This is a genomic window from Photobacterium sagamiensis, from assembly GCF_050337085.1.
Lineage (GTDB): Bacteria > Pseudomonadota > Gammaproteobacteria > Enterobacterales > Vibrionaceae > Photobacterium > Photobacterium sagamiensis.
The window spans coordinates 1-26639 of the sequence record NZ_JAKJSP010000025.1; the positions used below are offsets into that span (position 1 = coordinate 1).

A 26639-nucleotide genomic window follows, 5' to 3' on the forward strand; every position below is an offset into this window, starting at 1 on the left:
TGCCCCCTGCGACCTTCCTTGATTGTGACTGTTGCAAAGTGGATGTTAATAACAGCCTAATTTCTAATGGTAGCTATATTCGGGGTGCGAAGGTCTACAACTCCGTACTCGGTTTCAGCTGTAATATCGGGCACTGCAGCACAGTCAGTGAATCAGTTATCCTGGGGGATGTGAAGATCGGTGAAAACTGCTCAATTCGTCGTGCAATCCTTGATAAGGACGTTCAGATTGCATCGGGTACCGTGATTGGTGAGAACCTTGAAGAAGACAGAAAGAAATATCACGTTTCAGATGAAGGTATTGTCGTCATTCCGAAAGGTGCAAAAATTGGTTTCTAAACGTCTCTATATTTATAAAGAACAAGAATTTTACATAGCTCAACAATATTCAAAGGGATTGTTGAATATGGGCATAACGTCATTAACGTTAAAGGATAAAACTCCCCCAGACGACGGAAATTTTAGCACTCAATTCATATTGTTAAGTGCTGAAAACGGTGTGTAATTATGGGATTCCAAAGGGCAGTTAGTTTATGCTAACTGCCCTTTGGAAGGGCAAATTCCTATCTTATTTTACAATTACATCATTTTCGAAGTTTTTCGCATGGGGAAAGAATGATTAGACAACCAAGCACGGGAGGATCAAGTGTCTAAACAACTTATTGTCAAACTAGAGTGGAACGAAGAGTTTGAGACTGGGATTACAGAAATTGACGAGCAGCATCTAATTCTTGTTAATGCGATCAATGATGCTTCAGAAAAACTATCTGTGGATACAAGCGTCGATTTGTTGGAACAAATAACCATGGATTTACTCAGTTACGCGCTTTATCACTTTGAAACAGAAGAAGAGATGATGCAACGCTATGGCTATGCAAGCAAGGATTATGACAGCGCCAATAGACATCATGAGGAACACCGCTCTTTTTCATCCAAGGTTCTTGCTATCAGGGAAAACCTGAAGTCCGGCGAGATTATATTAGCAAAAGATTTGATTGATTTTCTGCAGTCTTGGTTGATCAACCATATACTCCATACGGACAAAGATCTGGGTGTGTTTTTACTAAATGAAAGACTAGGACCTTCGAGTTGAGTGTCCACCCTAAAATAAGCTCTTCCAACTGGTTTTCCAGATTAAACCGTCTAAGCGAAACAATTCGAATGATTAGGGGCTAAAGTTGGCATTTATCTGGTGTTTTAGCCAATTTTCGCCACATTGGATTGCGATACCTAGACTATTGCGAGCTTTGCCGAATTAAATAAACACTCTAACGTGAAAATGTCCCAAAATGAGTCAGTAGAGGGGATCGGAAAAGTAGTTTTAGTATGACACTATATTACTCTTCCACATCAACCTAGCTTTTACTGTCAGATCAAGTATGAAGTCCGCTTCTGTTAAGGGCTCTCAGATACCAGCGCATAGCCGTATAGGACTCGCATCTGACGATCTTTTACTCGTTAATCAAGCGGAACCCTCCTTGTCCAAGATACTCCCCTTTAATTCTGAATGAATTACTTATTGGTAGTCTTAGCCAATAGTCAGGAATTTTGACTGTAAATTCAGATTTGTTTTACTCAAACTGTTTCACTTCACACTTTTATATCTTCTGAATAGTCATATAAGCCTTATTTTCGTTGTGGTTATGTTTTTAAGTTAACGATTAAAAACAATGCCTTATGAGGTAAATTTGTATTGCTAATTTCTCCACATCGGTTTTCCCAATGCTTTGCATTACAGCTTTCGATTTAACCGATGATAGTCTCATCAGTACTATTTTGGGCAAGCGTTTGGAAGATTGAAACGCCATAATAGCTGGGCGGTATGCCTGGAATAATCAATGCGAAGCAAATAATAAGGAGACTGAGAGATGATAGCCATCGCAAGAGATCTCAGTAGCAAAAGCAAAACAGAAAAAATCATGTATTACCTCGGCCTGCCCTTGGCCATGGTGGTACTTATGTTGTTCTATTCAATACCGACACCGGATGGGATCACTTTTGAAGGAAAGATGTCGCTTGGGATATTCTTCTTTGCTTTGATCCTTTGGATCAGTGAGGCCCTACCCAACTATGCAACATCAATGCTCGCCATTGCGCTGTTATCGGTGCTTGGCGGCTGGGCAGAAAAAGAGGCGCTCGGTACGTTAGGCTACGGTGTAATTTGGCTGATGGTTTCAGCGTTTATTATTACCTCCGGTATGGAAAAAAGTGGATTAGCCAAGCGCATTGCATTAGCCATCATCACTCGCTTCGGTAAAACTTGGCAGTCGATTCTGATGTCGTTAATGGCCGCTAACTTTACCATCGCCTTTATCATTCCTTCGACGACTGCGCGTGCCGCGATGTTGCTGCCAATTGTGTTACTGATTGCTAAAGCTTATAACGTTGAAAAAGGGAATAAGAACCTAGGCAAATTGCTTGCTATTCAAGGTTTGCAAGCCAACAACATCTCTACCAGTGCGATTGTCACCGCAACAGCGCCGCAAATTTTAGCGATTGGCTTACTCAAAGAATTTACGGGCTCTGAAGTCTCTTGGGGTGAATGGTTTATTGCGTCTGCGCCAATTGCAGTACTGACTTTGGTTGCCTCATTTTTCATTGGTTTGATGTTATTTAGACCCAAAACTGATGCTAAAGCGGGTGGTGATGAAATTAAGCAAATTCAAAAACAATACAATGATCTCGGTAAAGTGTCGTTAGATGAGAAAAAAGCCGCGGGTATTTTCTTATTAACTATCACGTTGTGGGCGACCGATAAGTGGCACCTGGACATTTTTGGTTTCCAATTTAGCTTAGTGATGGTCGCAATCATTGCTGCTTCGATGTTCTTCATGCCTTATATCGGGATCCTGACTTGGAAAGAAGCCAAAATTCCATGGAACTTGATGATATTTGCTGCCGGGGCCTACGCTTGTGGGGTATCACTGAGTGAAACTGGCGTCGCGACTTGGGCATTGAGTGGATTGTTTTCAAGCCTTGGAGTACAGCACATGAGCTTCACCATGCTCTATGGGGTGGTGATTGCAATATCCAGCTTTAGTCATTTTGTGTTTACCAGTAAAACGGTACGAACCATTATTCTTATTCCGACTCTGATTGGTTTGGCTGAAACGGCGGGTGTATCACCTCTGATGCTTGCTCTTCCTGCGGCCTTTACCATTGCCGATACCATTACTCTGCCACCGCACAGTAAAGCGAACCTGGTCTACTACAGTACGGGTTACTTCTCAGTAAATGACCAATTGCTCTACGGTATTCTGACTCTGATGGCGAAATGGTGCATCTTATTCGGCGCGTCATTTACATGGTTTGCATATCTTGGCATTACCGCTTAATTGGGAGGGAAAGAGTATGAAAAAGACAATGAAATATCTATCGACAGGCTCTCTCATTCTGGCGGCTATGAGTATTCAAGCCAGTGAGTTAGGTGAGATCCATAATTACAGCGAAATCATTCAGCCTGTGGAGCGAGACGGAAAAATTAGTATTACGGTCTCTGGTGTAACCAATGAGCAAGGTCTCCTCTATTTACCAAGCTACAAAGACAGTTCTGTAAGTACTTATTCAGCATTGAGTGGAATGTTAGTGCAAGGGCCAGAAGTGACCAGTATTCATGGTCGAGACGTATTGGCTTATCAGTTTTCTGCTCCGAATAGTGAGGTCACACTGCAACAGACATTATTCGTTGAAGACGTGTATAAAACGAAGAAAGCCAAAATCAAATACAGCCAGCCCGGCGGTGTAAAACGGATCTCTTATGAGTTCGTTAACACCTCACCGGTGACGATCGCGAAATATTCAGGCCAGCTTAGCGTGCCGGAGAAAACCGAGTTGTATGGTGTGGTTGCACCGGAGTGGTCGAAAAAGAAAAAAACCTTTGAAATTAAACGAGATGGCGATTGGAAAGTCGTAGAAGTAAAGCGTAAGAAAGTGTCCCCTGGTGATGACGTTACATTTAAGATCCGTACCTATTCACCGTCTCCAATGATCAAGTGGACATTGTGGTCTTTGGTGGTATTTCTATCGGGAGCGCTACTTTGGAAACGCCGTGATGTTCTCATGAATTTAGATGCAAAACCTGCGACAGAAAAAGCCACTGCGAACTAAGGAGTAATGATGAAAAAACAAGCGTTGCTGCTTATCGCAGATGGAATGGGGGATTTACCGAATCCGCAACTCGATGGCAAAACACCATTAGAGTACGCCCATACTCCCCATATGGCCTATTTAGCGTCCCAAGGGCTGTTTGGTAATGTTCATCCAGTCCAAGCTGGGGTTCCTGTAGGAACGGATGTCGGGCATTTAGCCATCTTTGGTTATGATCCATATGAAGTCTATACCGGCCGAGGCCCTATAGAAGCTTACGGTGCTGAAATTGACATGCTGCCGGGAGATATCGCATTTCGTGGTAATTTTGCCACCGTTGATGATGAATTTATCGTATTGGATCGCCGCGCTGAGCGGATTAATGTAGGAACACATGATCTTGCAGAAGCGGTCGATGGAATAAGGCTCTCCAACGGTACTCAAGTGATTGCCAGGGCGCTTAGCGCGCACCGAGTGGCAGTGGTCTTACGTGGTGATGGCTTATCTGAAAAGGTTACTACGTCTGATCCTGGTACGGCGAAAGAGGGCTGCAAAGTTGTTCATTCAACACCATTGGATGATTCACTTGATGCTCAAATGACTGCGCAGTTAATTAATGAATTGAGTGAGAAATTTTACTCAATTTTAAGCCTGCATCCTGTTAACCATACTCGGAGAAAAAACAAACAAGCACCAGCAAATATGATTTTGTTACGTGGAATAGGGAAAGAGATCCAAGCGCCTAAAGTGACGGAAAAGTACGGTATTACCGGAGCTTGTATTGCCGGTGACCGAACGGTTCTCGGCATTGCCAGAATGTCAGGTTTGGATACGTTTCATCAGCCAAGCTTTACCGCAGGTTTTGATACGGATTTTTTGGGTAAGGCTAAAGTGGCCGTTGAAAAACTAAATCAAGGTTACGATTGGGTGGTCTTGCATGTGAAATCCCCTGATCTTGCCGGTCATGATGATTTACCACATGTGAAAGTGGAAATGGCGGAAAAGTTTGATCAGATGGTTGGCTTTATTTTGGAACATATTGATCTCGACAATTGTTACATTGGCTATACCAGCGATCATTCAACGCCATGTATTCGTCGCGACCATTCCGGTGATCCCGTCCCTACTTTCTTTGCTGGTACGGATGTACGTAAAACGGAATTGCATGGCTTTGGCGAAAAATACCTTAATCATGGCTCACTGAATAATTTGACAGGGCGGGAGTTCTTTTTCACTCAGATGGATTATCTTGGTGTCGTACCCAAATTAGGCGCCTAGACCAAGATATAGCGATACAAATGATGGAAAACACAGTACTTGATTAAAGAATAATTGCTTTTCCTTTAAAGGCAGTGACAAAGTAATGTTGCTGCTTTTTTCTGGGTTCAGGGAGTAGAGAATGAAGATTGAAAATTTAGAAGCATTTGTCACTATTGCAAAATTAAGAAGTTTTACTCAAGCGGCGGATGCCTGCTTTTGTACCCAGGCGACCATGTCTCAACGTTTAAAAAATCTGGAAAATCACTTCAAGACTCAATTGTTCGATAGAGTAGGACGTAGCATCGAACTCACGGAGCCGGGCAGAAGAATTTTACCTTATTGTCAATCTGCTCTTGCGGCGATCCATCAATCAAAAATTGAGTTGGAGGCCATCAATGGTCTTTCTACGGGGAGTTTATTACTTTGCAGCTCGAATACTCCTGGCATCTATCTGTTGCCGCAAGTGTTAGCGGATTTTCATCTTCAATATCCGGGGGTGTTAATTGAATCTCGAATTAAGTATGCGAAGGATGTACTGCAAGAGATCTCTTTTGAAGGGGAGGCGGAGCTGGGGTTGGTCTCTCAACCGAGTGTCGTTGATGATAAAAAATTGTGTTTTGAACCGATTTTGAATGATCAACTAACGGTGATTGTATCGCCAAACCACAGTGGTATAGCGAAGTGGAAAGAGAAAGGTAAAATCAGTCTGAAGGATTTGCAAAAAAACAACTTGTTGGTATCCAATAGCAAGAGTTCGATTGTACAAAATTTAGAGCGTGCGAGTGATGCAAAAATTGATTTTAATACCACTATCGTTTTGGGAAGCATGGAAGCGGTAAAAAAGTCCGTAATGTTAAATGCGGGTATCGCGATAGTGTCTGACTTTCTTGTTGAAGAGGAAGTCGCTGATGGCAAGTTAGTCTCTTTTGATATATCCGGTGTCGAGATGCAACGAAAAATTATGTTGGTATATCGTAAAAATTGCAGCTTATCTCCCGCTGCAAAGGCATTTATTGAGACCCTAAAAGCTGATTTATCTGACAAATATCCCAATTTATATGTCCCTAGTCATTAGGGCGCTTTGACCTTTCGTGAGTGATATTTGAACAACATGGTGATTGGTTATAATTCACTTTGCTATATGATTTTTAGTCCGAATCCACCAAACCCAAATAAATTACTAAACAAAAGCGTAAATAAGAAATGCGCCAAATGCCCCGGCTATCACACCGCCGATACGACCAATCGGCTTGACTAATGATAAAGCCCACGACATTAACCGTTTGAAATGACAACGCCCTATTACAGCAAAGATAATAGCGGCAGCAATAGAGAGCCAACCAATGATCTCAATAACAAACGGAAATTTCGATACGCTGGATTGATGTATCAGTAAAACACCAAGAACAAGCCTAACGACAACAGCCAGAATATGCAGTATCAGCTTGTCTAAGTGGTTGCGCAGAAAACCGAATATAACTTCCGGATTGATTACAATGACTATTCCGGCGAAGAGAATCAGGGCACCAAACAGTACGATCAATACGGTCATAATCGATTTCCTCTATCAATATATCAATATAACGCTGCAATCAAATGTGCATTGCATGCATTGCTTTGTTAAGTAACGGGTTAGTTTTTACTTTTTTCTATGGCCAGCGCCTTTATGCCCCAGGTATAGATATAATGAACGCCGCTGACAATGGTCATGAAAATCACTAACCATAACCCGATTTTGAAACTGATCTCAGGAAATACCGGATACACCTGATGGGTTAACAGCATCAGGGAAAAAATAATCTGCACACCGGTGCTGATCTTGCCCCAAATACTCGGTGCCACTTCATAACGTCCGAACTGCCAGTGATAGGCGATCGCCCCAGTGATAATAATTACATCCCTCGTTACGATTATTACGACTACCCACCATGGCAGCAATCCCACTACGGAAAAAGCGACATAAGTACTAATCAGCAACGCCTTATCGGAGAGCGGATCGGCGATAGCCCCGTAACGACTCACGGCATTCATCTTACGCGCCATCCATCCGTCGACACCATCACTGAGCCCGGCAATAAAGGCTATCCACAAGACTGCAGGGTAGTTTTCATCCAGGATCAGCAAACAGATAGGCATCGCCAGAAACAGGCGCAATGTCGTCAGGATATTAGGGATCTGTTTGATCACACCGCTAGCCATTAGATGTTAATCATCCGTTGAGGTTGCCTCTTATTCCAGTGTAACTCCAAATGAGGATTTCTACTTCTTCAAAAAGAATCAAGCGTATGCTAGCGCACTTCAGTTCGGTATTCTGGATAAATGATGAGCCGGGGGATGAATCATGCAGAGTTTGTGATTTTATAATGGGCAACCCCGACAAAAGTAAACTAAGCCGGGGTTGAGTGATGTTATCGTAAGTCCATTCAGGTGCTTTTATACCCAAGTTACCTCAAGATGCAGATTCAGAGTGATACCAGCCAGTTCAATTCAAGGAAAATGTGCGAAGGAATGACTGGTCCTTTCGAGTGCATTTGACACAGAAGTGGGCTGGCTGGATCACTCCCGAAGGGCGAGTTTTCCAGGCACTAATGTTGTGTTGCTGATTTTTGATGTAGAGCGACTATATCTGCAAATCAGCGCCTGACCTTAGCGCCTGGAAATTCTCGCTGAAACGAGTATCTTGAGGTTACTTGGGTATATACAACTAAAACTGTAGAGTAATCCCGCCACTGAAGTTGTCGTTTCCATCTGAATCGGTAAAACCGGCTTCAGCCCAGAACTCTAAATTTTCGAAGCCTTGGTATCTGACACCAGCGACGGCCAGATTGTCGTCTGCCGCATCGATTTCAGCATCTCTCTCTGTGTAGCCGACGGAAAACTTAGTGTCGAATGCTTTATAGTTTAACGCAACACCCCAGTTGTCTTGATCGCCAATTTTCGGGTTGTTCTCAACAAGCTCATACAGACCCGCGATATAGAAGTTGTTAATCTTATAGCTAGTGGCAAGCGTGTTACGGTGGTAATCTTTATTTTCAAAATAATCAATATCTACACGGCTTATTGCTGCATAGAAGTCACCTTGGGTGAACAACAAGCGATACCCTAATGCATCAGAATCTTTATCGTTTAGATCTGAGAGTGAGATGTTAGTGATTTTAGCCTGTAAAGTACCCTTTGCGAACTTAGGTGTCGCGTAAGACAATACATTAAAACCGTAGCCACTTTGGTCAAATAACATGTTTTGGTTTTGTGAGGATGGCTCCCAGTTATTTGTTTTGAACAGATCGAGTACCTTGTATACATCAAGATAGTTACCACTAGGGCCACGTCCAATAACGCCAGTACCGTATTTACCTGAAATGAGTACGACTGCAGAACGAACCCAGAAGTTATCGTCGCTGTCGAAAGGACTATCCGGACCTACAGATTCGCTGAGTTGTGAGTTGGATGCCGGAGCAAAATCAACATCCAATTTATAAATTGCGGTGAAAGGTTCAAAATCGTATTTGCCTTTCGCACCGATGGATGCGCGGATGACCTCTGCATTAAGATCTTCATGTTCAAAAGAAGTGATACGTGTATCAATAACACCAAAAAAAGGATTTTTAAAAGATTCTGATTTACTGTCATCAGCTAATGTATTTGTTGAAACCACCGTTGTTAGCAGTGCTATGCAAGAGGTTAATGTTTTTATTTTTTTCATAATAATTGTCTTCCGCTATTCAATATATGCTTAAGAATTTAATTTATAAAATTCAACTCAGATATTTTTTTGTGTATTTGGTGTCTACTGCTCATGATTGAAAATAGTTATCTTCCTCTCGGTAGAACCGAAAGATCATTGAATTGGTTTCTTAAAGGGCTTAAATAAACGCATCAAGGTGTACGACAGTGAAATTCCATTAATCATGATAGTTATCTTTTATTGTTCTATTGAAAATTACTCATATTGTTTTGAGGTAATAATCATTCAGAGAATGATTAAATAGATATAAAAGTGATGTTTTATGAGGTGGATCTCTTCTATCATCACATCTTTATGCATTACAAAACAATGAAAAGTTTCTGGTGCTTACGAGTCGTTCTTTCTGTCAACCCCTGCTTTGATCATAATGAATACGATGTGGCTCTTTTGTTAAAATATGAGTAAAACGACATTTATACTCACGTTACAGGGTGTATCACTGTTGAGTTAAAATAAATAAGTAACTACTAAATTTACATGCCAAGAATAAAAAATAATCCTTTTAACAGGTCCACCTATTGAATGATTTTACAATCAATGCTGTAAATCTTTATGAGATAATACATTCAACACCCGCATACATTAAAGGTAGAATCGTGACTAATAATGGTAGATTTTGTCACTTAACCGCTGTTACGGCCTCAATGAGTTAAACGTTTTAGCTTCTTGATATTTTGATTAAGTGAACGCCCACTCACTTGATTTTTGCATGAGAGGATTCGAGGCAATCTGAAATTAAGCCATAAAGAATGGTTACATCTAAGTTATTGATATTTAGTGTTTAATTTGGTTGTGTGTGGGTGTGTTAACGGGCTCTAATTGTAAGGTGGCTCTAAACTCCTTGGGTAGTATTCCGGTATTGCATCTAAAAAATTTGGTCATGTTGGTGGGTTCATCAAAACCTGTCTTATAACAAATCTCTTTGATACTGTAATCACAGTTAATTAATAACCGCTTGATCTCCAGCACTAGCCTGTCATCAATAAATTTCCTCATTGTCATGCCAGTGAATTCTTTGCAAATAGCATTCAGCTTTCTATACCCTACATTCAATTTTTCACAATAGAATTGAGAATTTCTTGATTCGAAGATATTTTCTTCAACTAAGTATTGTAAACGAATAAAAAGTGCGTGGCTTTTGTGGTTTGCAAGAAAGGCATCATCTTTGGCTTTCATGCGCTCGCCACAATGAAGTATGGTTTTCAATAAACAACGGATAATCTCTTCTTTCAGTGCATCTTCTGATCTTTGATATTCACGGTACATTATCTCGAACAGCGCAATGATATCTTTACGCTGGTCGTCGTCATCGGAAATACATAGTTGCGGTGAGTTGAACCCGCAGTTGAACATCTGGTAGTACAGTTTATCACTGAATGCCTCCAGGTTCCGGTTTACAAAGTCGTCTGTGAAATAGAGGATGTAACCGTTAGCATCATCCCTTTCCTCAAAGGCATGTAATTGTCCTTTACAAATAAAAAATAGTGACATTTCCTGGTAGCGGAAGTTGGTGAAATCAATATGATGACATCCTTTTCCATCGATAAAAAAAACGATGGCAAAAAAAGTCAGTCGGTGGGGAATATAAGGATTTGCATCATATTTTTGCTTTTTATCAAAAAACTCATTTAATGTTGAAACAACAAATTCGCCATCATTGAATAGATTAAGAAAGTTGGTGTTGATTATCTCTGTTTGCATGAGTTCGCCCGGATAAATAACAACTATTTACAATGTCATCGCATGTTTTGAGGGGGGCAAGAATAAATGTACTTTTTACGAATGTCTATAGGGGGAGATCGCAGATGGGATCGAGGGCTAAAACAGAACATCAACGTTTCTCAAATAATAAAACTTCCATGTATGTTTTATTTTTAATTGGCCCTGACAATCTGTTTGGTGGCGTTATCCAGGTAATATTTCCTAATTAAACATGTAATTAAGCATGTAATTAAACATGTAGTTATCATTGTTAATAATTTATTAACATTTAATTGATTCTTCTAATTTGATCAAAATCAATTCCTCCGTCTAACGGCGCATTTCTACCATTTTTCGGCGTAGTACCACCTTTAGACCACTCGTGTGATGGCTATCATGACAGCTGAATTGGTTCTGTTGTTATACCTCGATAAAGAAATGGCGGATTTATGATTAGTGACAAGTGGTTAAATTTGCTGGGTTTTCTTCAGCAGCAAACCCATACATTCGCACCCGATGCGCAACTAACTGATTTGCTCAAGAGCAAATTCACCTTTTTAAAAAATCAGTTCAGTAACGTTAATCACAGTAACGATCCCCGTTATATCGACTGGATTGAGCACGAAGCGTTTACAGCGGTACTCAGCGATGTCATGCGGGAACAATCTTTCACCGAAACAGAGTTGTGCTGTGCGTTTGATCTGTTGATATCGGCCAAACTTTTCCAGTTGGCACTGAGTGTGGTGATGAATCACCAGCAGGTGTTAGAAAAAGATAGTTTTGAGATCAAGCGCGGAATTGCATTGCAGCAACTTGGTGAGAACCAGCAAGCGGAACAGGCATTTACAGCCGCGATCGCCATTAACCCGGATAATCACATGGGGCTGTTTCATCTGGGATATATCCAGATTTGCAGCGGCGATATGGAAAAAGCAACCGGATATTTTAAAGAATGTATCGAGAAGGCACCTGACTTTGTCGGTGGCTATCAGAACCTGGCCGGTTGTTATTATCAAGATGAAGCGTTTGAGCAAGCGGCGGAATGTTGCGAGCAGGCTCATCGAATCGATCAGACGGTTATCTCCAGTTATATCACCGCAGTCAGTAGTTACCTGGCGTTAGGGCAGTTGGAAAATGCCGGTGACTGGTTGCAACGTGCCCGCGAACACCAGATCGAGAACATTGAGCTATGTCGCCTGGGGGGTATCTGGGCCCACCAGAGCGGTAAACACCAACAGGCGATCTCTGAGCTATCACATTACCTTGAGGTGAAACAGGAAGATTTGGATGTGCTGGCGATCCGTGCTCAGGCACTGGCGGCGGACAATCAATGGCAACCCCTGCTGGCCGATCTAAAGGTGCTGTTAGAGCTGGATCCGTTTGATGGCTGGAACCTTGAGCAGATGTTTCTTGCCTCTTATCACACTCAGCAATGGGAGCAGGCCGAGCGGGTGATGGCAGAGCTATCCAAGGTATCAGCCCATTACAAGGTCATTCATCGTCGCCTAATCGAGGACATTCGCAAGCAGCAGGCCATCCTGGTGACGGCAGCAGGATAGTACCAATTCGGACAATTATCCCTATTGGTATAACACATATAGATTTTAATATATTCAGAGGTAACTAATGGTAGGTAAAAAACACGCAGCAGAAGAGGCATCCAACCCTTCACGGCGTAATTTCCTCAAAATGGGGGGAGCTGCAGCGGCAACGGTGACTGTCGGTGCTGCTGCTGGTGCGGGCTTTGCGCTCGGTCGTGACCCGGATGCCAATGTCGGGTGGGGCAGAACCGAAGCCGGTAAGGACATGTACTTTAACCGCGAACCATTCCGGGTCGATGTGCCACCGACATTTAACGTGGTCGGTACTGTTGAACGTCCGGAGTGGAGCGAGTTTCTGTTCAACCGGGTATTCAGTATGGTCGGTTCGATCAAGAAAGATGGCTGGGTACCGTCAGCAGACTGGGGCGATATCCCGGATCCTCGGGTACGCGCCTATTACGCCAAATACCCTGAACGCTGGAAAGAGATGTTATTGTCGTTCAGCGCAAAAGTGCAGCACGATGCAAACTATGAAAAGTACCGTGACCGGTTTGCGTTGTCATGGGCTTATGCTGGTGCATTCAACAAAGGCCTGCATTCAGATTTTCCACCTGAACCCAAAGAGCATCCTGATCAGGATGATTTCAAGTGGGTGCAGCGCGACCCTATGGAGTTCCAATCGCCAGCGCATGCTTCGAAGCTGATCAAGCAGATGGCGTTTAAATTTGGCATGAGCCTTGTCGGTATCACTAAGCTCGATCCCACTTTTGTTATTAAAAATATGATGCGTGGTGTACCGGAATGGGGCGAAGAAATCCCGAAACACTGGAAGAACATCATTGTGTTTGGGGTGCCGATGAACTGGGATCCTATGTATGCCGCCGTTGGCTACTCTACCTCTTACGATGCCTATTACCGCGTTAAGCAGGCGAGTGGTCTGATGGCCGCTTTCCTGGGTGAGCTGGGTTATTCTGCCCGTCCTCAGTTCCCGGGTGCCAGCTATGAAGTCATTCTGCCGCCGGTAGGTATTCAGGCCGGTCTTGGTGAGGCTGCACGTAATGGTGTGCTGATGACACCGGAAGTCGGACCAAATATCCGTTTGGCTGCAGTGATCACCAACCTGGATCTGGAGCTGGATAAACCCGTTGATCTGAATATGAAGCACTTCTGTGAAAGTTGCAAAATTTGTGCAGAAGCCTGTCCGAGCGGTTCTATCAGTAAGGCTGACAAACCGGATGCTGTGGTACGCGGATTCAAGAAATATGAATTTAATCAGGATGGCTGCTGGCGATTCTGGAACCAGGGGCCGACGCCTGCTGGCCTTGGTTGTCGCGTATGTATTGCTGTTTGTCCGTTTACTCGTAAGAACAACTGGATCCACGCATTGGTTAAAGAGACCGATCCGCGCGATCCGACCGGGTTAACTCGTACCGCACTGCTGGGAATGCAGCACAATTTCTTCTATTACCCAGAAGCTGAATCATTCCATCCGGAATGGACAGGAGGAAACTTCGCAAGTTATCACCAGCCACCAGAATGGATGCGCAGTGAAGACTATCTGAAAGTAGAGAAAACCTGGGAATATGACGGCAACTGGGAGGGTATTTAATGTTTCCGCAATCAACTGTATTAGATCCGTTATTTTGGATGCTATTAGGCGCGATCCAGGTCTTGGTATTTGCTGGTGCAAACCAGTGGGCGAAAGAGTATCAACTGGGCATGAACTGGTGGAAGTGGACGGTGGTGGGGGGCTGGTGGTTTAGCATGCTCTTGACCATTGCCGGGGCATTCACCTTATTAGGCGAAAACGAAGGGTATGCCGGCTGGTACTTCCTTGGTTTCGTCGGCACGCTGCTGGTGATCGGTGGCGCGGGAATACTGAAAGTACTACTAATGCTAAAACCTAAGTCACAGCAGTTGGCATAGTCACACCCGACTAATACCAAATCCATTAATAATCTGAATGATTAGATAATTAAAGGACTTGGTATAACTGACATTAAAGCCTTGAAGGACCTAGGTTCTTCGAGGCTTTGTGAGGTCATATGAAAAAGAAACAACGCAAGCAGTCAAATAAGCTGGTCGATAAACTCGCCAGCGTGGCGTCAGTCCTGTTGCTGATCCTGGCCTGGTATCTGGGCGGATTACGTATTGCTGACAACCAAAACGACTTTCTTAATAACCTGCTGGTCGACGGTGATACGTTGCAGGCAGTCAGCTCCACCCTGTATCAGGGCACTGCTTCGCCGGAGTCGGATCCGGTTGAGTGGATCGGCATCGGTACAGGCATAGGCTATGGCGGTGAGATGGAGGTGGCGCTGTCGGTATCACCACAAGGTGAGATCAATCGCATCGCAGTCCTGTCTTCGAAAGACACTTCTTCCTACCTGGAAAAGGTGGTACAGGGTAAGGTCATCGATAACATGGTGGGGCAGAATATTAAAACCACCGTCGATGTTGATGGCATTAGCGGGGCGACCTTATCTTCAAACGCGCTGGTACAAGCTGTTAATGCTGCCGCCGATCCTGTCCGTAACCAGCAGTTTGGCTTTACCTTAAGCGAGCAAACCAGCGAACTATCACATTTTCGCTGGCTGGATCTCATTGCGGTGCTGATGTTCGGTGCTGCTGTGTGGGTGAGTAAAACCCGCCACCCGAAAAAGTCTGCGTTTAACTGGGCTATCTTGCTGACATCTATGGCATTGTTTGGATTCTATTCTGCCACCTTATTTTCCTCTTCTACGATGGGGATTCTAGTTTCAGGATCCTGGATGTCAGGGCTGGGTAACTATACTGCATTGATTTTGCTGGTATTAAGTGCTGGCTATATTCTGGTATTTAATAAAAATGTCTATTGCCAAAGTCTGTGCCCGTTTGGCGCAACCCAAGAGTGCCTGGCGAAGATTGGCAATGCCAAAGCGGTGACATTCAAGCATGCCTTTTTTGTCTGGTTCCCGAGATTTTTCTTGCTTGCGACGTTGTGTTTTGGGGTCTATTTTCGCAACCCTGCGTCGTTCTCTTATGAGCCTTTCGGCATTATGTTTGGCATGATCGGGCCTCTGTACCTGTTTGTGTTGACAGTGTTGGTGCTGATCACGTCTCTGATGGTGCGTCGACCATGGTGCAAATCGCTGTGTCCGATGAATGCAATGACCGATTTTTTGAAATTCAATAAGAACTGGGCTAAACAGGCGTTGAGACGACGGCCAAAGTCTCCGGCTAATCAGCGCACGGCTAAAGCTGCGGGGATGGCAACAAAATCTGGCGCGGTGATATGGCGTGAAGAGGCGGCAGATCGGAGTAACGTATCATGAGAAAAAAGATAATGGGGGTGTTCTATACCCTGGCATCTGTGCTAATTCTGACGCATATTGGAACACGGCTTGTTACGATGAATAATGCGCAGTTGGGAGCCCAACCGCTGTACGTGATCTCTCAGGAGTCGGATATGGCGACAGGTGAGCAGGAGAGCCAGCAAGCGGTGGATTATCTCATATGGGCAGAGAAGTATAATGAACAAGTGGAATAGATAATTAATGGAATTGGTATAACTAGTACCTTAACTCATCAATTAAAGCGCTTAATGCTGATCTTTTCATTATCGATTGAATTTACAGTAGCGATTATCGGGGATCCATTGTCCACTGAACCTTCCGTGCATGATGGATCCCTGATAACCGCCAGATGAGATTTGAGAAAGCCTGTAAGTTCAGTGTTTGGCGGTTTCTGGGATGACGGACTTTGACCGTTGCAATCAATCATCTTCATTGTGTTTAGGTAATAGCATCAGGCTAGTCCGGAAATGGTCAACGGCTTCAAGGGAGTGCTAATGGATCAACAAGATATTCTCGGCGTGGAATTAGAACGACTGCAGGTAGAGTTGGAATTCACTATATGCACTATCGCGCAATTGTTTGACGAGTTTGAACCGAATGTGTTCGCTAAGCCACACCGTGTTAGTTTTAATGCCATTATTTATATCGTCAAAGGAGAGGGCGAGCATCATATCGATCATAAATTGTACCGTTACAAACCCGGTACCATCATGTTTCTTTCTCAGTACCAAGTTCATCACTTTGATTATAATCCCGATATTGAAGGGTATGTGGTCTCGTTTAAAGATGAGATGTTGTATTACGGCAGTGATGATCCTTACGAATGTAAAATAAAAACGGCCCTCGAAAATGTTAATTGTATTTACAATACAGATGAAGAGTATGGCTTTTATTTTGAGCAGTTGTCGCAAGAGTACTTGAACCAGAAAGATAGTCTTAGCGCAGAAATTATCCGCAGCACGATACGGACACTGATGCTAAAAACACTGGTTCGGTATCATCAGTCGTTTTTAGCAGATCAAAACAGGTCGTCTGATGCTCTTGATTTTACCCAGTTAAGAGAACTCATAGAAACCCATTATCACGGTACCCGCACCGTGGCGGATTATGCCCGGATGATGGGAAAAACAACCAAGAAAATCAATCAAATTGTTAAGGATAATACCGGAAGGACGGGAAAAGAGCTGATCGATGACCGGGTGATTCTGGAAGCAAAACGGCTGCTAGCTTATAGCCAGTATTCAATTGCGAATATTGCGTCAATATTAGGGTTTAACGAAGCAACCAATATGACCAAGTTCTTTCGCCGTCACACCGAATTGACACCAAAAGAATTTCGCGAGTTGTGCCGTCATAATGTGGCTAAAAACTATTAATCTACTCTCCATATTTGTCAGCTAACCAGAACAGCAAACCGCTCCCATTAAAGCAGAAATAACCGATATTGCTTTTCGTGTCGCCCCCCGCTGATACTGAACCATTGCTATTACATGAATCCGGGATCAGCACTGTTGATTTCGGGTTTTTTATCGGATAAACCAGATTTTATTGCTTATTAAACTGGCTATACCCAAGTAACCTCAAGATGCTCGTTTCAGCGAGAATTTCCAGGCGCTAAGGTCAGGCGCTGATTTGCAGATATAGCGCTCTACATCAAAAATCAGCAACGCAACATTAGTGCCTGGAAAACTCGCCCTTCGGGAGTGATCCAGCCAGCTCACATCTGTGTAAAATGTACTCGAAAGGACCAGTCATTCCTTCGCACATTTTCCTTGAATTGAACTGGCTGGCATCACTCTGAATCCTGCATCTTGAGGTAACTTGGGTATATAGACCCATGGCTGCATAATTTCAAGCTCTTAAACGATAGTTAAGTCACTAAAATATAATAATTTAGTGACTAAACTAGAGTTATCTAACTGTCATATAAGAGGGACATGTATGCCAATTAAACCTCTGAGCAGTGACAAGCTGTATCGTGCGTCTGAATTGAATGATCTTAGTCCAGATGAGTGTAAATCGACTAAGCACCTGACGCCGTTGGATGAAATTGTGGGACAGGAGCGAGCGCAGCAAGCCGTTGAGTTTGCAATGTCCATTAAAGAGAAAGGCTATAACATTTACGCCATAGGTCGTAATGGTCTGGGTAAGCGTACGATGATGCTGCGTTACCTGCATCGTCATGAACTCAATGACAATAGCCATACGCTCTATGATTGGTGTTATGTGGTTAACTTTGAGGAAACCCGTAGCCCGAAAGTGCTCAAGTTGCCAGCAGGAACCGGTAACCAGTTTAAAAAAGACGTTGAAAAGCTGATGATGCGATTGGTGAAAGCCTTGCCGCTGGCTTTTGACAACGAGATGTACTTTTCCCGCTCTGAAACGTTGAAAAACCAATTAGCGCAGAAGCAGGAAACCGCACTGGTTAACCTGACCAAGGAAGCAAAAGAGAAAAATATCAGCCTGTCGTTAACCACCCAGGGTGATTATCAGCTCGTCGCTTTAAATGGTGAAGAGCCGCATAGTGAAGAAACGTTTGATGCGTTGTCGGCAAAAGAGCAAAGCCAGTTTGAAGCGATCATCGCAGAACTGGAAGTAAAGCTGCGCGGTATAATACGTCAGCTGACTGAGTGGGAAGAGGAGTTTTCAGATAAGCTCCAGAAGCTGAATGAAGAAGTGGCACTGGACGTGGTGATCCATTTCATTAAAACGCTGAAAGAGCAGTATCGCTCCCTGCCTGAGGTGAAAGCGTATTTATCTGCGATGAAGAAAGATATTTTGGAAAATCTCGATATTTTTCTGGAAGAAAGCGAAGAGCAGGTCGCACTGGCTTATGCGGCGCTTGATAAGAAGATGCCACGTCGCTATCAGGTGAATGTGTTAGTGAGCCAGGATGAGCATAAGTTCCCGATAGTGGTGGAAGAGAGCCCGAACTACCATGCCATTTTTGGTTATGTCGAAAATGCGACCTACAAAGGCACGGTGTTCACTGACTTTTCATTAATCCGCCCAGGGAGTTTGCATCGCGCAAATGGCGGCGTACTGATGATGGATGCAGTGAAAGTACTGGAGCGACCTTATGTGTGGGATGGTCTGAAACGTGCGCTGCGTTCACGCAAGCTGAACTTAAGTTCACTGGAGCGGGAAGTCACCCTGTCTGGAACGATTTCATTAGATCCTGAGCCGATCCCATTGGATGCCAAAATCATCTTGTTTGGTGATTATCAGACTTATCAGTTACTCCAGCATTATGATCCTGAATTCAGTGAGCTGTTCCGGGTGACCGCCGACTTCGAAGATGAAATGCCCCGTACCGATAAATCGGAAGAGCATTATGCACGGTTCATTTCCAGCATTATCCATGATAATAAAATGCTTCATTGTGATCGCCGGGCAATCGCTCGGGTTATTGAATATAGCTCGCGCCAGGTTGAAGATCAGAACAAACTGTCGCTGCACTCTGCAGACATTGCTAATTTATTACGCGAGACAAACTACTGCGCCCGGTCGATGAATGCCACGGTGATCCGCAGTAGCCATGTTGAGCAGGCATTAATGAACCAGGAAAAGCGCGTCAGTCGGTTAAAAGATCACGTGATGCAGAGTTTTATGAACGGTACGACCCTGATTGATACCCAAGGTGATGCCGTCGGCCAGATCAACGCCCTATCGGTGATTGCAACCTCTGATTATCAATTTGGCGCGCCAAATCGCATTACCGCCACCACGGCGTTTGGTGAAGGTGATGTGTTTGATATTGAGAGAAAAGTAAAGCTTGGTGGCAGTATCCACTCGAAAGGGGTGATGATCTTATCGGCCTATCTGGCATCGATTTTTGGTAAAACAGCCAAAATACCACTGACCACGCATCTTACATTTGAGCAATCGTATGGTGGTGTTGATGGTGACAGTGCATCAATGGCGGAATTGTGCGCCATTGTTTCAGCATTTTCTCAGCAACCGTTACGTCAGGATATTGCCATTACTGGCTCGATGAATCAGTTCGGGGATGCCCAGCCTATCGGTGGGGTGAACGAGAAAATAGAAGGCTTCTTTGACGTTTGTACGATTAAAGGGCGCCAGCCGACGCAAGGGGTGATTATTCCTGAGTCTAACGTACACAATCTGATGCTACGCAAAGATGTGATTGAAGCGGTTGAGAAAGGTGAATTTCATATCTGGGCGATCGGCCATGTGACGGAAGCCATTGAGATCCTTACTACAAAATTGGCAGGAACGTGGAATGAAGAAGGTGCATATGCCAGTGATTCGATCTTTGGTATAGCTCAGGCAAAATTGAATGCCTTAAGAAAATAACGCGATAGTGTGGATCAGGCTGCCTGACAGGCAGCCCTTTTTTTACAGTGTAAATTCTATATACCGTTAAACCGGTACACTCTAATATATCGGAAAATTATGACTGGCCAACGATAGCATCTGATAAGAAGCTCTGGTAAAGCTCTTCCAGTTGCTGGGTGCTCCCTCGCTGGTCAAGATAAGCCTTCACATCAGCACGGATTGCTTGTGATAAAAATGCTGCCACAAACATCCCCTGATCAAGACCGATAATCTTGTTGCTAATATTCCCGGCATCATCAATCGCATCAAACCATCCTGCATGGCTTTCAATTGCCGGATACTGCTGCTTGATAGCTAACAGCCTGTCGATAGCGTCCTTTTTATCCAACAAGGCGTAGAGCGCCAATGCATGCGGAGTGCCTGTCGTTGCCGAATGGATGTCATTATTAAATCGAAGGTAGCTTTCAGAAACGGCTTTTAGCCCATAAGGCGCGTAGCCGTTATTGATTGTCGTTGAAGCCGATGCAAATGGAATATTGTGTTTATCAGCAAAGTCCTGATGTGCTGCAGAAAAATCTCTTACTATCTGATAGTCAGGCATTAAAGATGCTTCATCGAGCCATAATGCCGGTAATAACGCTTGAAAATAGGAACCATCCCAGGTCAGCATTGGTTCTAAGTAATGACCATTCTTGTTATATTCAGCGGTTATTAGCTCCATGTCGGTAAATGCAGTAACAGGCACGGCTTGCGATCCCATATCTGCGGTTGCCAACACTGCCCAAATAGTGGCTAAACGGCTTTCATTGGCCTTTCGATCAATATGATAAGGAATAAACGCCCCCTTAGCCGGATCCCAGCCAGCACGAAGTAGACCTTTGCTTGGATCATAAAGTCGGCTCCAACCATGTTTCTTATTATCCAGTAACATTGCTGACCGTTGCGCCAATTTAGCTAAGGTTACATCTGCGTCATCATGGAATGCACCCACAATAGTCGCCAGTGATAAAGCAAGGTTGCCATTGTCTACAGCCGAAATTACCCCATCATCGGGAGCAGCCAACCCACTATTATCTAAATCATATAGCCAGTAGAATAACCCGTTCCATTTGGGTGCTTGCTCTAAACGGGTAATCACCTCACCCAATCGAGTCGCGGCTTTATTATCACCAGCACGTTGCATCTCAACCAATATATTTAGATATAAGCCAATTGCGGTAGAATTGGCGTATGACGCAGGGGTTATTTCACCATTACTGAGCAAAATATTATCAAACGGTATTTTACTTTGCGCCGAAACACCTACGCCATCTTTGAAATAGTTTAGATTTGCTTGTAGCTCATTGGCGAAGTTCTCGGGATAATGATGAGATGAAACAAGAACGCAATCAATTTGATTATCATGGCCGCTTATATCTGAAGAACAATCGTCCATATCTGAGATACGACTTCCCGCATGACAGCCGGATACCAGGCTGCTTTCTATTTCAGTATTTAATAGCGACTTTTCTGTACGTACCATGTAATTAATTCCTAATTAACCATTAAGGAACAACACTGTTGTCCCTCTTAAATTAAAACGACCAGACCACACCAAATTTTGCGAGCACCGTTGGGTATATAAGCAGCTGATTCACCGGGAAAGATATCAGATCCGGCTACAAGGGCAATGCGTGAGTATGTAAAATCAATCACTCTCCCAATTTTGCTATTTAGTCTTGCTGGTATTGGTCGATAAAAGCAGACGTCAGTGTAAGCAAACTCATTCATGCATCGTATACTAACGGTGAATGATACGGTTAAAGTCATCTTGGCTGGCACTATTGATGAGAGGTCTATATCAGTGTTCAAAATGATATACCCAAGTAACCTCAAGATGCTCGTTTCAGCGAGAATTTATTGGCTTCTAGGTAAGGCGCTGATTTGAAGACATAGTTGTTCTACGTCAATAATCAGCAACGCAGCATAGGAGCCAATAAAACTCGCCCTTTGGGAGTGAGTCAGCGAGCCCACTTCTGCGTCAAATGAGCTTGAAAGGGACAACCATTCCTGTGCTCATTTTCCTTGAATTGAACTCGCTGAGCTCACTCTGAATCCTGCATCTTGAGGTCACTTGGGTATAATGAATACAAAAAAAACTGTGCGCTATTTATCATTATTGGTGATTTTGACCCTAAGCGGTGCTGTTTTCTATCGAAATGAGCTACTGCAGCTTTACCATACGGTTCGATTGTTTGATTCAGATGTGATCGTTAGCAACTTTTCAAACATGAAGCAGCTTGCGCCGACCAAAACCATTAAACGTTCTGGCGCTGTGGATGAACTGGGCCAACAGCCTTTGCCACTCCCTAAGCAGTTTTCCTATCAAGGTGGCCAGGTTGATATCCAACGCTGGCTGAAGGACTCCAGCACGACGGCTTTGGTGGTATTGAAAGGCAATGACATTACTTTTGAGGGATATTATCAAGGCACTGATGAATTCGATCAACGGATCTCCTGGTCCATGGCTAAGTCGTTTCTAAGCGCTATTTTTGGTGTGGCAGTAGAAGACGGTTTGATTGTCGATTTAAATGTGCCGGTTACCGACTATGTGCCGAGTTTAATGGGATCGGGTTACGAAGGCGTGACCATTAAAAATGTACTGCAGATGTCCAGCGGTATTTATTTTAATGAAGACTACAGCGACTTTCATAGTGATATAAACCGTTTGGGTCGGATCATGGCTTTAGGCGGAAGCTTTGACGATTTTGCCTCATCGCTTGCCAGTCACCGTGAACAGGGTACGTTTATGCATTACGTGAGTATTGATACCCATGTTATTGGTATGGTGCTGCGCGCGGCAACGGGAGAGGGGATTGTCGATTATTTTGATGCAAAACTCTGGTCAAAATTAAATCCCGAGCGCGATGCTATTTATATTACCGACAGCACCGGTGAGCCGATGGTGCTGGGGGGGCTGAATTTAATAAGCCGTGATTATGTTCGTATGGGTAAGCTCTATCGTGATTTTGGCCGATTAAACGGGGAACAAATCATTCCCGCTCAGTGGATTGAAGACAGCATAACCCCGGATGCGCCTCATTTAATGCCAGGTAAAAGAGAAAGTGCCAATACGCATTTGGGTTATGGTTACCAGTGGTGGATACCTGAAAATGCCGATGAAGAGTTTTTAGCGATAGGTATTTATGGCCAATATATCTACATTAATCGCAAAGCCGATGTGGTTATTGTAAAAAACAGTGCCGACATCAATTTTATGGACAACGGTTATGAAAGTATGGATTACGCCATCGCAGCTTTTAGATCCATAGCTCAATCATTGACTCTCTAATTAAGCTGGCCAGAGTAATACCAATTGGTATTACGCATCGCCCCTGCAATAGCAGGGGCGTAGTTAAGGATCGTTGGATAGTCAGATATTAGAAATTAGCGGGCATCGGCAGGCAGCAGGAAAAGACCGGTCGGGTTAATTGTCAGGTAGGCATGGTCTGACAGGTTGGCATCAAACTGCGAAGAGTTCAGTTGCAGCAATAATTCCTGATCATGCCACATTACCGCCACTTCATACATCGAGCCCATGTACACGACGTTGTTGACGATACATTGCTGACAAGGCTCGCCTTCGTGTGCCAGTAAAATAGCTTCCGGACGAACACCGATCTGACAATCGCCAACGATATGTCCACGGATCACTTCTGGATCTGCCGGAATACGATAGCCATTAATATTCAGCTGCTCACCGTCAAAACTGCCTGAGAAGATATTGGCATCCCCCATAAAGTTAGCCATGAACATGGATGCTGGCGACTGGTAGAGATCACCCGGTGAGCCCTGCTGCATGATCTCACCATCATTCATTACAATAACGGTATCAGAGACCGCAAACGCTTCGGTCTGATCATGGGTGACGTAGAGCGACGTGATATTAAAGCGTTGCTGTAGTTCGCGAATGGTTTCACGCATACTGCGGCGTAAGTTGGCATCAAGGTTACTCAGTGGCTCATCAAACAGCAGTACTTTAGGTTTAAGTACCAGTGCACGCGCCAGTGCCACGCGTTGCTGCTGCCCTCCTGAAATTTGATCGACAAAGCGATTGCCCATGCCTTCCATATCAACCAGTTTTAATGCATCGTTGACCCGCTGTTTAATTTCTGCAGCAGATAATTTTAGCATTTTCAGGCCATAGCCCACATTGTCATGCAGCGACAGATGGGGGAACAGTGCATAAGATTGGAATACCATACAAATGTCACGCTGTTGAATTGATGTATTGGTAACATCCTCACCATCAATGAAAATTTGACCGCTGGAAGGCTTTTCCAGCCCTGCCACTAAACGCAGCACGGTTGTTTTCCCGCAGCCAGATGGCCCTAGCAGAGTTACCAAGCTGCCTCTTTTGATCTCCAGATCAAGGTCGCCAATAACTGTATTGTCACCAAAGCGCTTGCAGACATTTTTCAGAACTACAAAGTTGTCGTTTGCCATAAGAATTATCTCCAATCGTTAGTCTTGGTTGTTGGCTTTTGAACGGGATACACGGGCTTCGCCCACAAGGAAATCAAAGATCAAAATAATGGCCAGCATGACGAAGATCAGTACGGAACCATAGGCGATAGCAATACCGTATTCGCCATCTTCAACGCGGTTTAAGATGTACGATGTTGCTACTCGGGTTTCAGGTGTAACCAGGAAGATGATGGCACTTACCGTGGTCATTGCGCGGACAAAACTGTAGATCAGCGTTGACAGTATTGCCGGGCGCAGCAATGGGATCAGAATATGAGTAATGGTTTTAAAGGAGTTAGCCCTCAGGCTTAACGAGGCTTCATCAAGCGACTTATCTAACTGGCCTAAGCCCGCGACACCGGCACGAATACCGACGGGCACGTTACGCATTACCATCGAAATAACGACGATAGCAGCAGTACCTGTCAGGTAAACTGGCGCATCGTTGAACGCAAGAATGTAAGACACACCGGCAACGGTTCCCGGTACGGCAAAACAAAGCATGGTGGCAAATTCGATCACTTTCTTGCCATGGAATTGCTGTCTGACAACGATGTAGGCAATCAATAAGCCGAAGAACGCTGTAAGAGGGGCTGCGACACCTGCATAGGTCATGGTGGTGAGCAGCGACGGCCATGCGCCTTCATTCATGCCCATACCGAACAGGTTGATGTAGTTATCCAGCGTCAGGCTGTAATCGACCCCCCAGTTTACGGTAAAGCTACCGAAGACGATGCTTCCGTAAAGCAAGATGTTGAATGCCATCCATAAATATAATACCCCCGAGACACCATGTTTGAGTGATGGCGGCAACGGTTGTACATCACCCCGGTATGATTTGCCTGAAATCGTGACGTAAGAACGCTTACCAATCCAGACATACTGGATGACGAAAATAGCCAGCGAGAACAATAGCAGCACCGCACCTAAAGTACTTGCTGAAGCATAATCGAGTTGCGCGCCGGCGATGTAGAAATAGATTTGGGTTGCCAGTACGTCAAAGCTGCCACCAAGAACCAGCGGGTTACTGAAGTCAGCCAGTGACTGAACAAAGATGATCAGAAATGAGTTTGCCAGTGCAGGTTTAAGCAGTGGCATCACGATCTTGAAGAAGGTCTGGTAACGGTTAGCACGTAAGGTGTATGACGCTTCTTCCAGTGACGGATGCAGTGATTTCATTGCACCATCAAGGATCATAAAAGACATTGGCGAGAATGCCAGTACCTGTGCCATCCAGATCCCGGTGAAACCGTATAACCAGTTGGTGTGTTGTAAACCAAACCAGTCAACCATCAGCTCGGTGATATAACCCGAGCGGCCTAGCATTAAGGTGACCCCCAAACCGACCACAAATGGTGGCGTAACAATAGGTAGAATGGAGAAAATCCGGGCAATAAACGCAGAGCGTTTAGCAATTCGGGTGGTGTAAATCGCGAAGACCAAACCAAAGAAGGTCGCGGTAATACCCACAGATGTACCCAGTGTGATGGAGTTGAGGATGATCTGAATGATATGAGATTTCGTCAGAATATCGACAAACTGCCACATCACAAAATTACCCATATCATCCTGGAACATCGGGACGAAAATGGCGATGCTCGGGTAAATAATGAAGATGGTGATCAGTGAGACAATACTGACCAGCGCGCCAATAACAAAGATGTCGCCACCTAAGTATTCAAGGCGAGCCAGTGCTAAGGTCATCACACAGCCAAGGGCAATGAATAAGATAATGCTGGCGTAGCCTAAGCCTTGCTCGGTATACCAGGATGAGAGCAAGGTAAACAACATGCAAAAACCGGCATAGCTGATATCAAAGTGATGGCGCTGTCTGGCGTATTTGTCTTGTGCCTGAAAAGGTCTGATTAATAACACCAGAGGCATGGCAAACCATAGCCACGAAATGTTCATGCTACCCCAGCCCATCGCGTCTTTAAATTCTTGAGACGTCGACTCGAAAACACCGTAATCGAGGGAGAAAGAGGGCAATAACACAAAGGCTCCGAGCAACGCGATGATCCAATAAAAAATAGGATCTCGTTGCTCTGAACTTTGGAGCTGTCTTGAGACTGATTCAGCTGCTAAGTCATTCATTGTTAATTACCAAAATCGAGTTATATATTAATGTGTCTACTAATTTCAGGGTGCAGGATGCCCCAAGAAAATT

The 26639-nt window shown here is 44.2% G+C and carries 21 protein-coding genes; 14 read left to right on the forward strand and 7 right to left on the reverse strand.

The features are described from left to right. The 6 genes from L4D76_RS12720 to L4D76_RS12745 all read left to right on the forward strand — a co-directional run. The coding region (locus tag L4D76_RS12720) for a GlgC family sugar phosphate nucleotidyltransferase (protein ID WP_489686028.1) at window positions 1–338 on the forward strand (338 nt) is incomplete at its 5' end. A 307-nt stretch (window positions 339–645) separates the two neighbouring features. Beyond that, on the forward strand, window positions 646–1092 hold the full coding sequence (locus L4D76_RS12725) for a bacteriohemerythrin (RefSeq protein WP_428441272.1): 447 nt from the start codon (window positions 646–648) through the stop codon (window positions 1090–1092). 775 nt (window positions 1093–1867) lie between these two features. Then, window positions 1868–3334 carry an SLC13 family permease gene (locus L4D76_RS12730; RefSeq protein WP_428441273.1) on the forward strand — a complete coding sequence of 489 codons (1467 nt, stop codon included), beginning with the start codon at window positions 1868–1870 and terminating at the stop codon, window positions 3332–3334. 16 nt (window positions 3335–3350) lie between these two features. After that, the gene (locus L4D76_RS12735; RefSeq protein WP_428441274.1) at window positions 3351–4106 is read left to right on the forward strand and encodes a hypothetical protein; all 756 of its coding nucleotides are present in this window, start codon (window positions 3351–3353) and stop codon (window positions 4104–4106) included. A gap of 9 nt (window positions 4107–4115) precedes the next feature. Beyond that, window positions 4116–5363: a 2,3-bisphosphoglycerate-independent phosphoglycerate mutase gene (apgM, locus tag L4D76_RS12740; RefSeq protein WP_428441275.1), complete on the forward strand. Its 1248-nt coding sequence runs from the start codon at window positions 4116–4118 to the stop codon at window positions 5361–5363. Between the two features lie 121 nt (window positions 5364–5484). Continuing rightward, the gene (locus L4D76_RS12745; protein WP_428441276.1) at window positions 5485–6420 is read left to right on the forward strand and encodes a LysR substrate-binding domain-containing protein; all 936 of its coding nucleotides are present in this window, start codon (window positions 5485–5487) and stop codon (window positions 6418–6420) included. Window positions 6421–6525: 105 nt separating this feature from the next. Here L4D76_RS12745 and L4D76_RS12750 read toward each other — a convergent pair whose 3' ends face one another. The 4 genes from L4D76_RS12750 to L4D76_RS12765 form a co-directional block, all read right to left on the reverse strand. Continuing rightward, window positions 6526–6897, reverse strand: a complete 372-nt coding sequence (locus tag L4D76_RS12750) for a hypothetical protein (RefSeq protein WP_428441277.1) — start codon at window positions 6895–6897, stop codon at window positions 6526–6528. An 80-nt stretch (window positions 6898–6977) separates the two neighbouring features. Then, window positions 6978–7544: a CDP-alcohol phosphatidyltransferase family protein gene (locus L4D76_RS12755; protein ID WP_428441278.1), complete on the reverse strand. Its 567-nt coding sequence runs from the start codon at window positions 7542–7544 to the stop codon at window positions 6978–6980. A gap of 505 nt (window positions 7545–8049) precedes the next feature. Next, window positions 8050–9048 (reverse strand): porin, encoded by a 999-nt coding sequence (locus L4D76_RS12760; protein ID WP_428441279.1) that lies wholly within the window; start codon window positions 9046–9048, stop codon window positions 8050–8052. Window positions 9049–9864: 816 nt separating this feature from the next. After that, the gene (locus L4D76_RS12765; RefSeq protein WP_428441280.1) at window positions 9865–10791 is read right to left on the reverse strand and encodes an AraC family transcriptional regulator; all 927 of its coding nucleotides are present in this window, start codon (window positions 10789–10791) and stop codon (window positions 9865–9867) included. Window positions 10792–11240: 449 nt separating this feature from the next. Between L4D76_RS12765 and L4D76_RS12770 the strand changes: the two genes are divergently transcribed. The 7 genes from L4D76_RS12770 (at window position 11241) to L4D76_RS12800 (ending at window position 19984) form a co-directional block, all read left to right on the forward strand. Beyond that, window positions 11241–12350 (forward strand): tetratricopeptide repeat protein, encoded by a 1110-nt coding sequence (locus L4D76_RS12770; protein WP_428441281.1) that lies wholly within the window; start codon window positions 11241–11243, stop codon window positions 12348–12350. Between the two features lie 67 nt (window positions 12351–12417). Continuing rightward, the gene (locus L4D76_RS12775; RefSeq protein ID WP_428441282.1) at window positions 12418–13941 is read left to right on the forward strand and encodes a 4Fe-4S dicluster domain-containing protein; all 1524 of its coding nucleotides are present in this window, start codon (window positions 12418–12420) and stop codon (window positions 13939–13941) included. Further along, window positions 13941–14258 carry a hypothetical protein gene (locus L4D76_RS12780; RefSeq protein WP_428441283.1) on the forward strand — a complete coding sequence of 106 codons (318 nt, stop codon included), beginning with the start codon at window positions 13941–13943 and terminating at the stop codon, window positions 14256–14258. The genes L4D76_RS12775 and L4D76_RS12780 overlap by 1 nt, the downstream gene beginning before the upstream one ends. 119 nt (window positions 14259–14377) lie before the next feature. Then, window positions 14378–15646, forward strand: coding sequence for an FMN-binding protein (locus tag L4D76_RS12785; RefSeq protein WP_428441284.1), 1269 nt, complete (start codon window positions 14378–14380; stop codon window positions 15644–15646). Then, complete coding sequence (locus L4D76_RS12790) at window positions 15643–15861, forward strand: hypothetical protein (RefSeq protein ID WP_428441285.1); 219 nt, start codon at window positions 15643–15645, stop codon at window positions 15859–15861. Before L4D76_RS12785 ends, L4D76_RS12790 begins: the two co-directional genes overlap by 4 nt. A gap of 300 nt (window positions 15862–16161) precedes the next feature. Continuing rightward, window positions 16162–17043: a helix-turn-helix domain-containing protein gene (locus tag L4D76_RS12795; RefSeq protein WP_428441286.1), complete on the forward strand. Its 882-nt coding sequence runs from the start codon at window positions 16162–16164 to the stop codon at window positions 17041–17043. 565 nt (window positions 17044–17608) lie between these two features. Then, window positions 17609–19984, forward strand: coding sequence for a Lon protease family protein (locus L4D76_RS12800; RefSeq protein WP_428441287.1), 2376 nt, complete (start codon window positions 17609–17611; stop codon window positions 19982–19984). A 97-nt stretch (window positions 19985–20081) separates the two neighbouring features. On the opposite strand, the gene L4D76_RS12805 is transcribed toward L4D76_RS12800, so the two are convergent. Then, window positions 20082–21488: a hypothetical protein gene (locus tag L4D76_RS12805; protein ID WP_428441288.1), complete on the reverse strand. Its 1407-nt coding sequence runs from the start codon at window positions 21486–21488 to the stop codon at window positions 20082–20084. A 600-nt stretch (window positions 21489–22088) separates the two neighbouring features. Here L4D76_RS12805 and L4D76_RS12810 point away from each other — a divergent pair. Then, window positions 22089–23297 carry a serine hydrolase domain-containing protein gene (locus tag L4D76_RS12810; protein WP_428441289.1) on the forward strand — a complete coding sequence of 403 codons (1209 nt, stop codon included), beginning with the start codon at window positions 22089–22091 and terminating at the stop codon, window positions 23295–23297. A 95-nt stretch (window positions 23298–23392) separates the two neighbouring features. Here the strand turns inward: L4D76_RS12810 and fbpC are convergent, their stop codons facing one another. Together fbpC and L4D76_RS12820 are read right to left on the reverse strand one after the other, a co-directional pair. Beyond that, window positions 23393–24451 carry a ferric ABC transporter ATP-binding protein gene (fbpC, locus tag L4D76_RS12815; protein WP_428441290.1) on the reverse strand — a complete coding sequence of 353 codons (1059 nt, stop codon included), beginning with the start codon at window positions 24449–24451 and terminating at the stop codon, window positions 23393–23395. 18 nt (window positions 24452–24469) lie between these two features. Beyond that, window positions 24470–26566, reverse strand: coding sequence for an ABC transporter permease (locus L4D76_RS12820; RefSeq protein WP_428441291.1), 2097 nt, complete (start codon window positions 26564–26566; stop codon window positions 24470–24472). Window positions 26567–26639 lie beyond the last annotated feature (73 nt).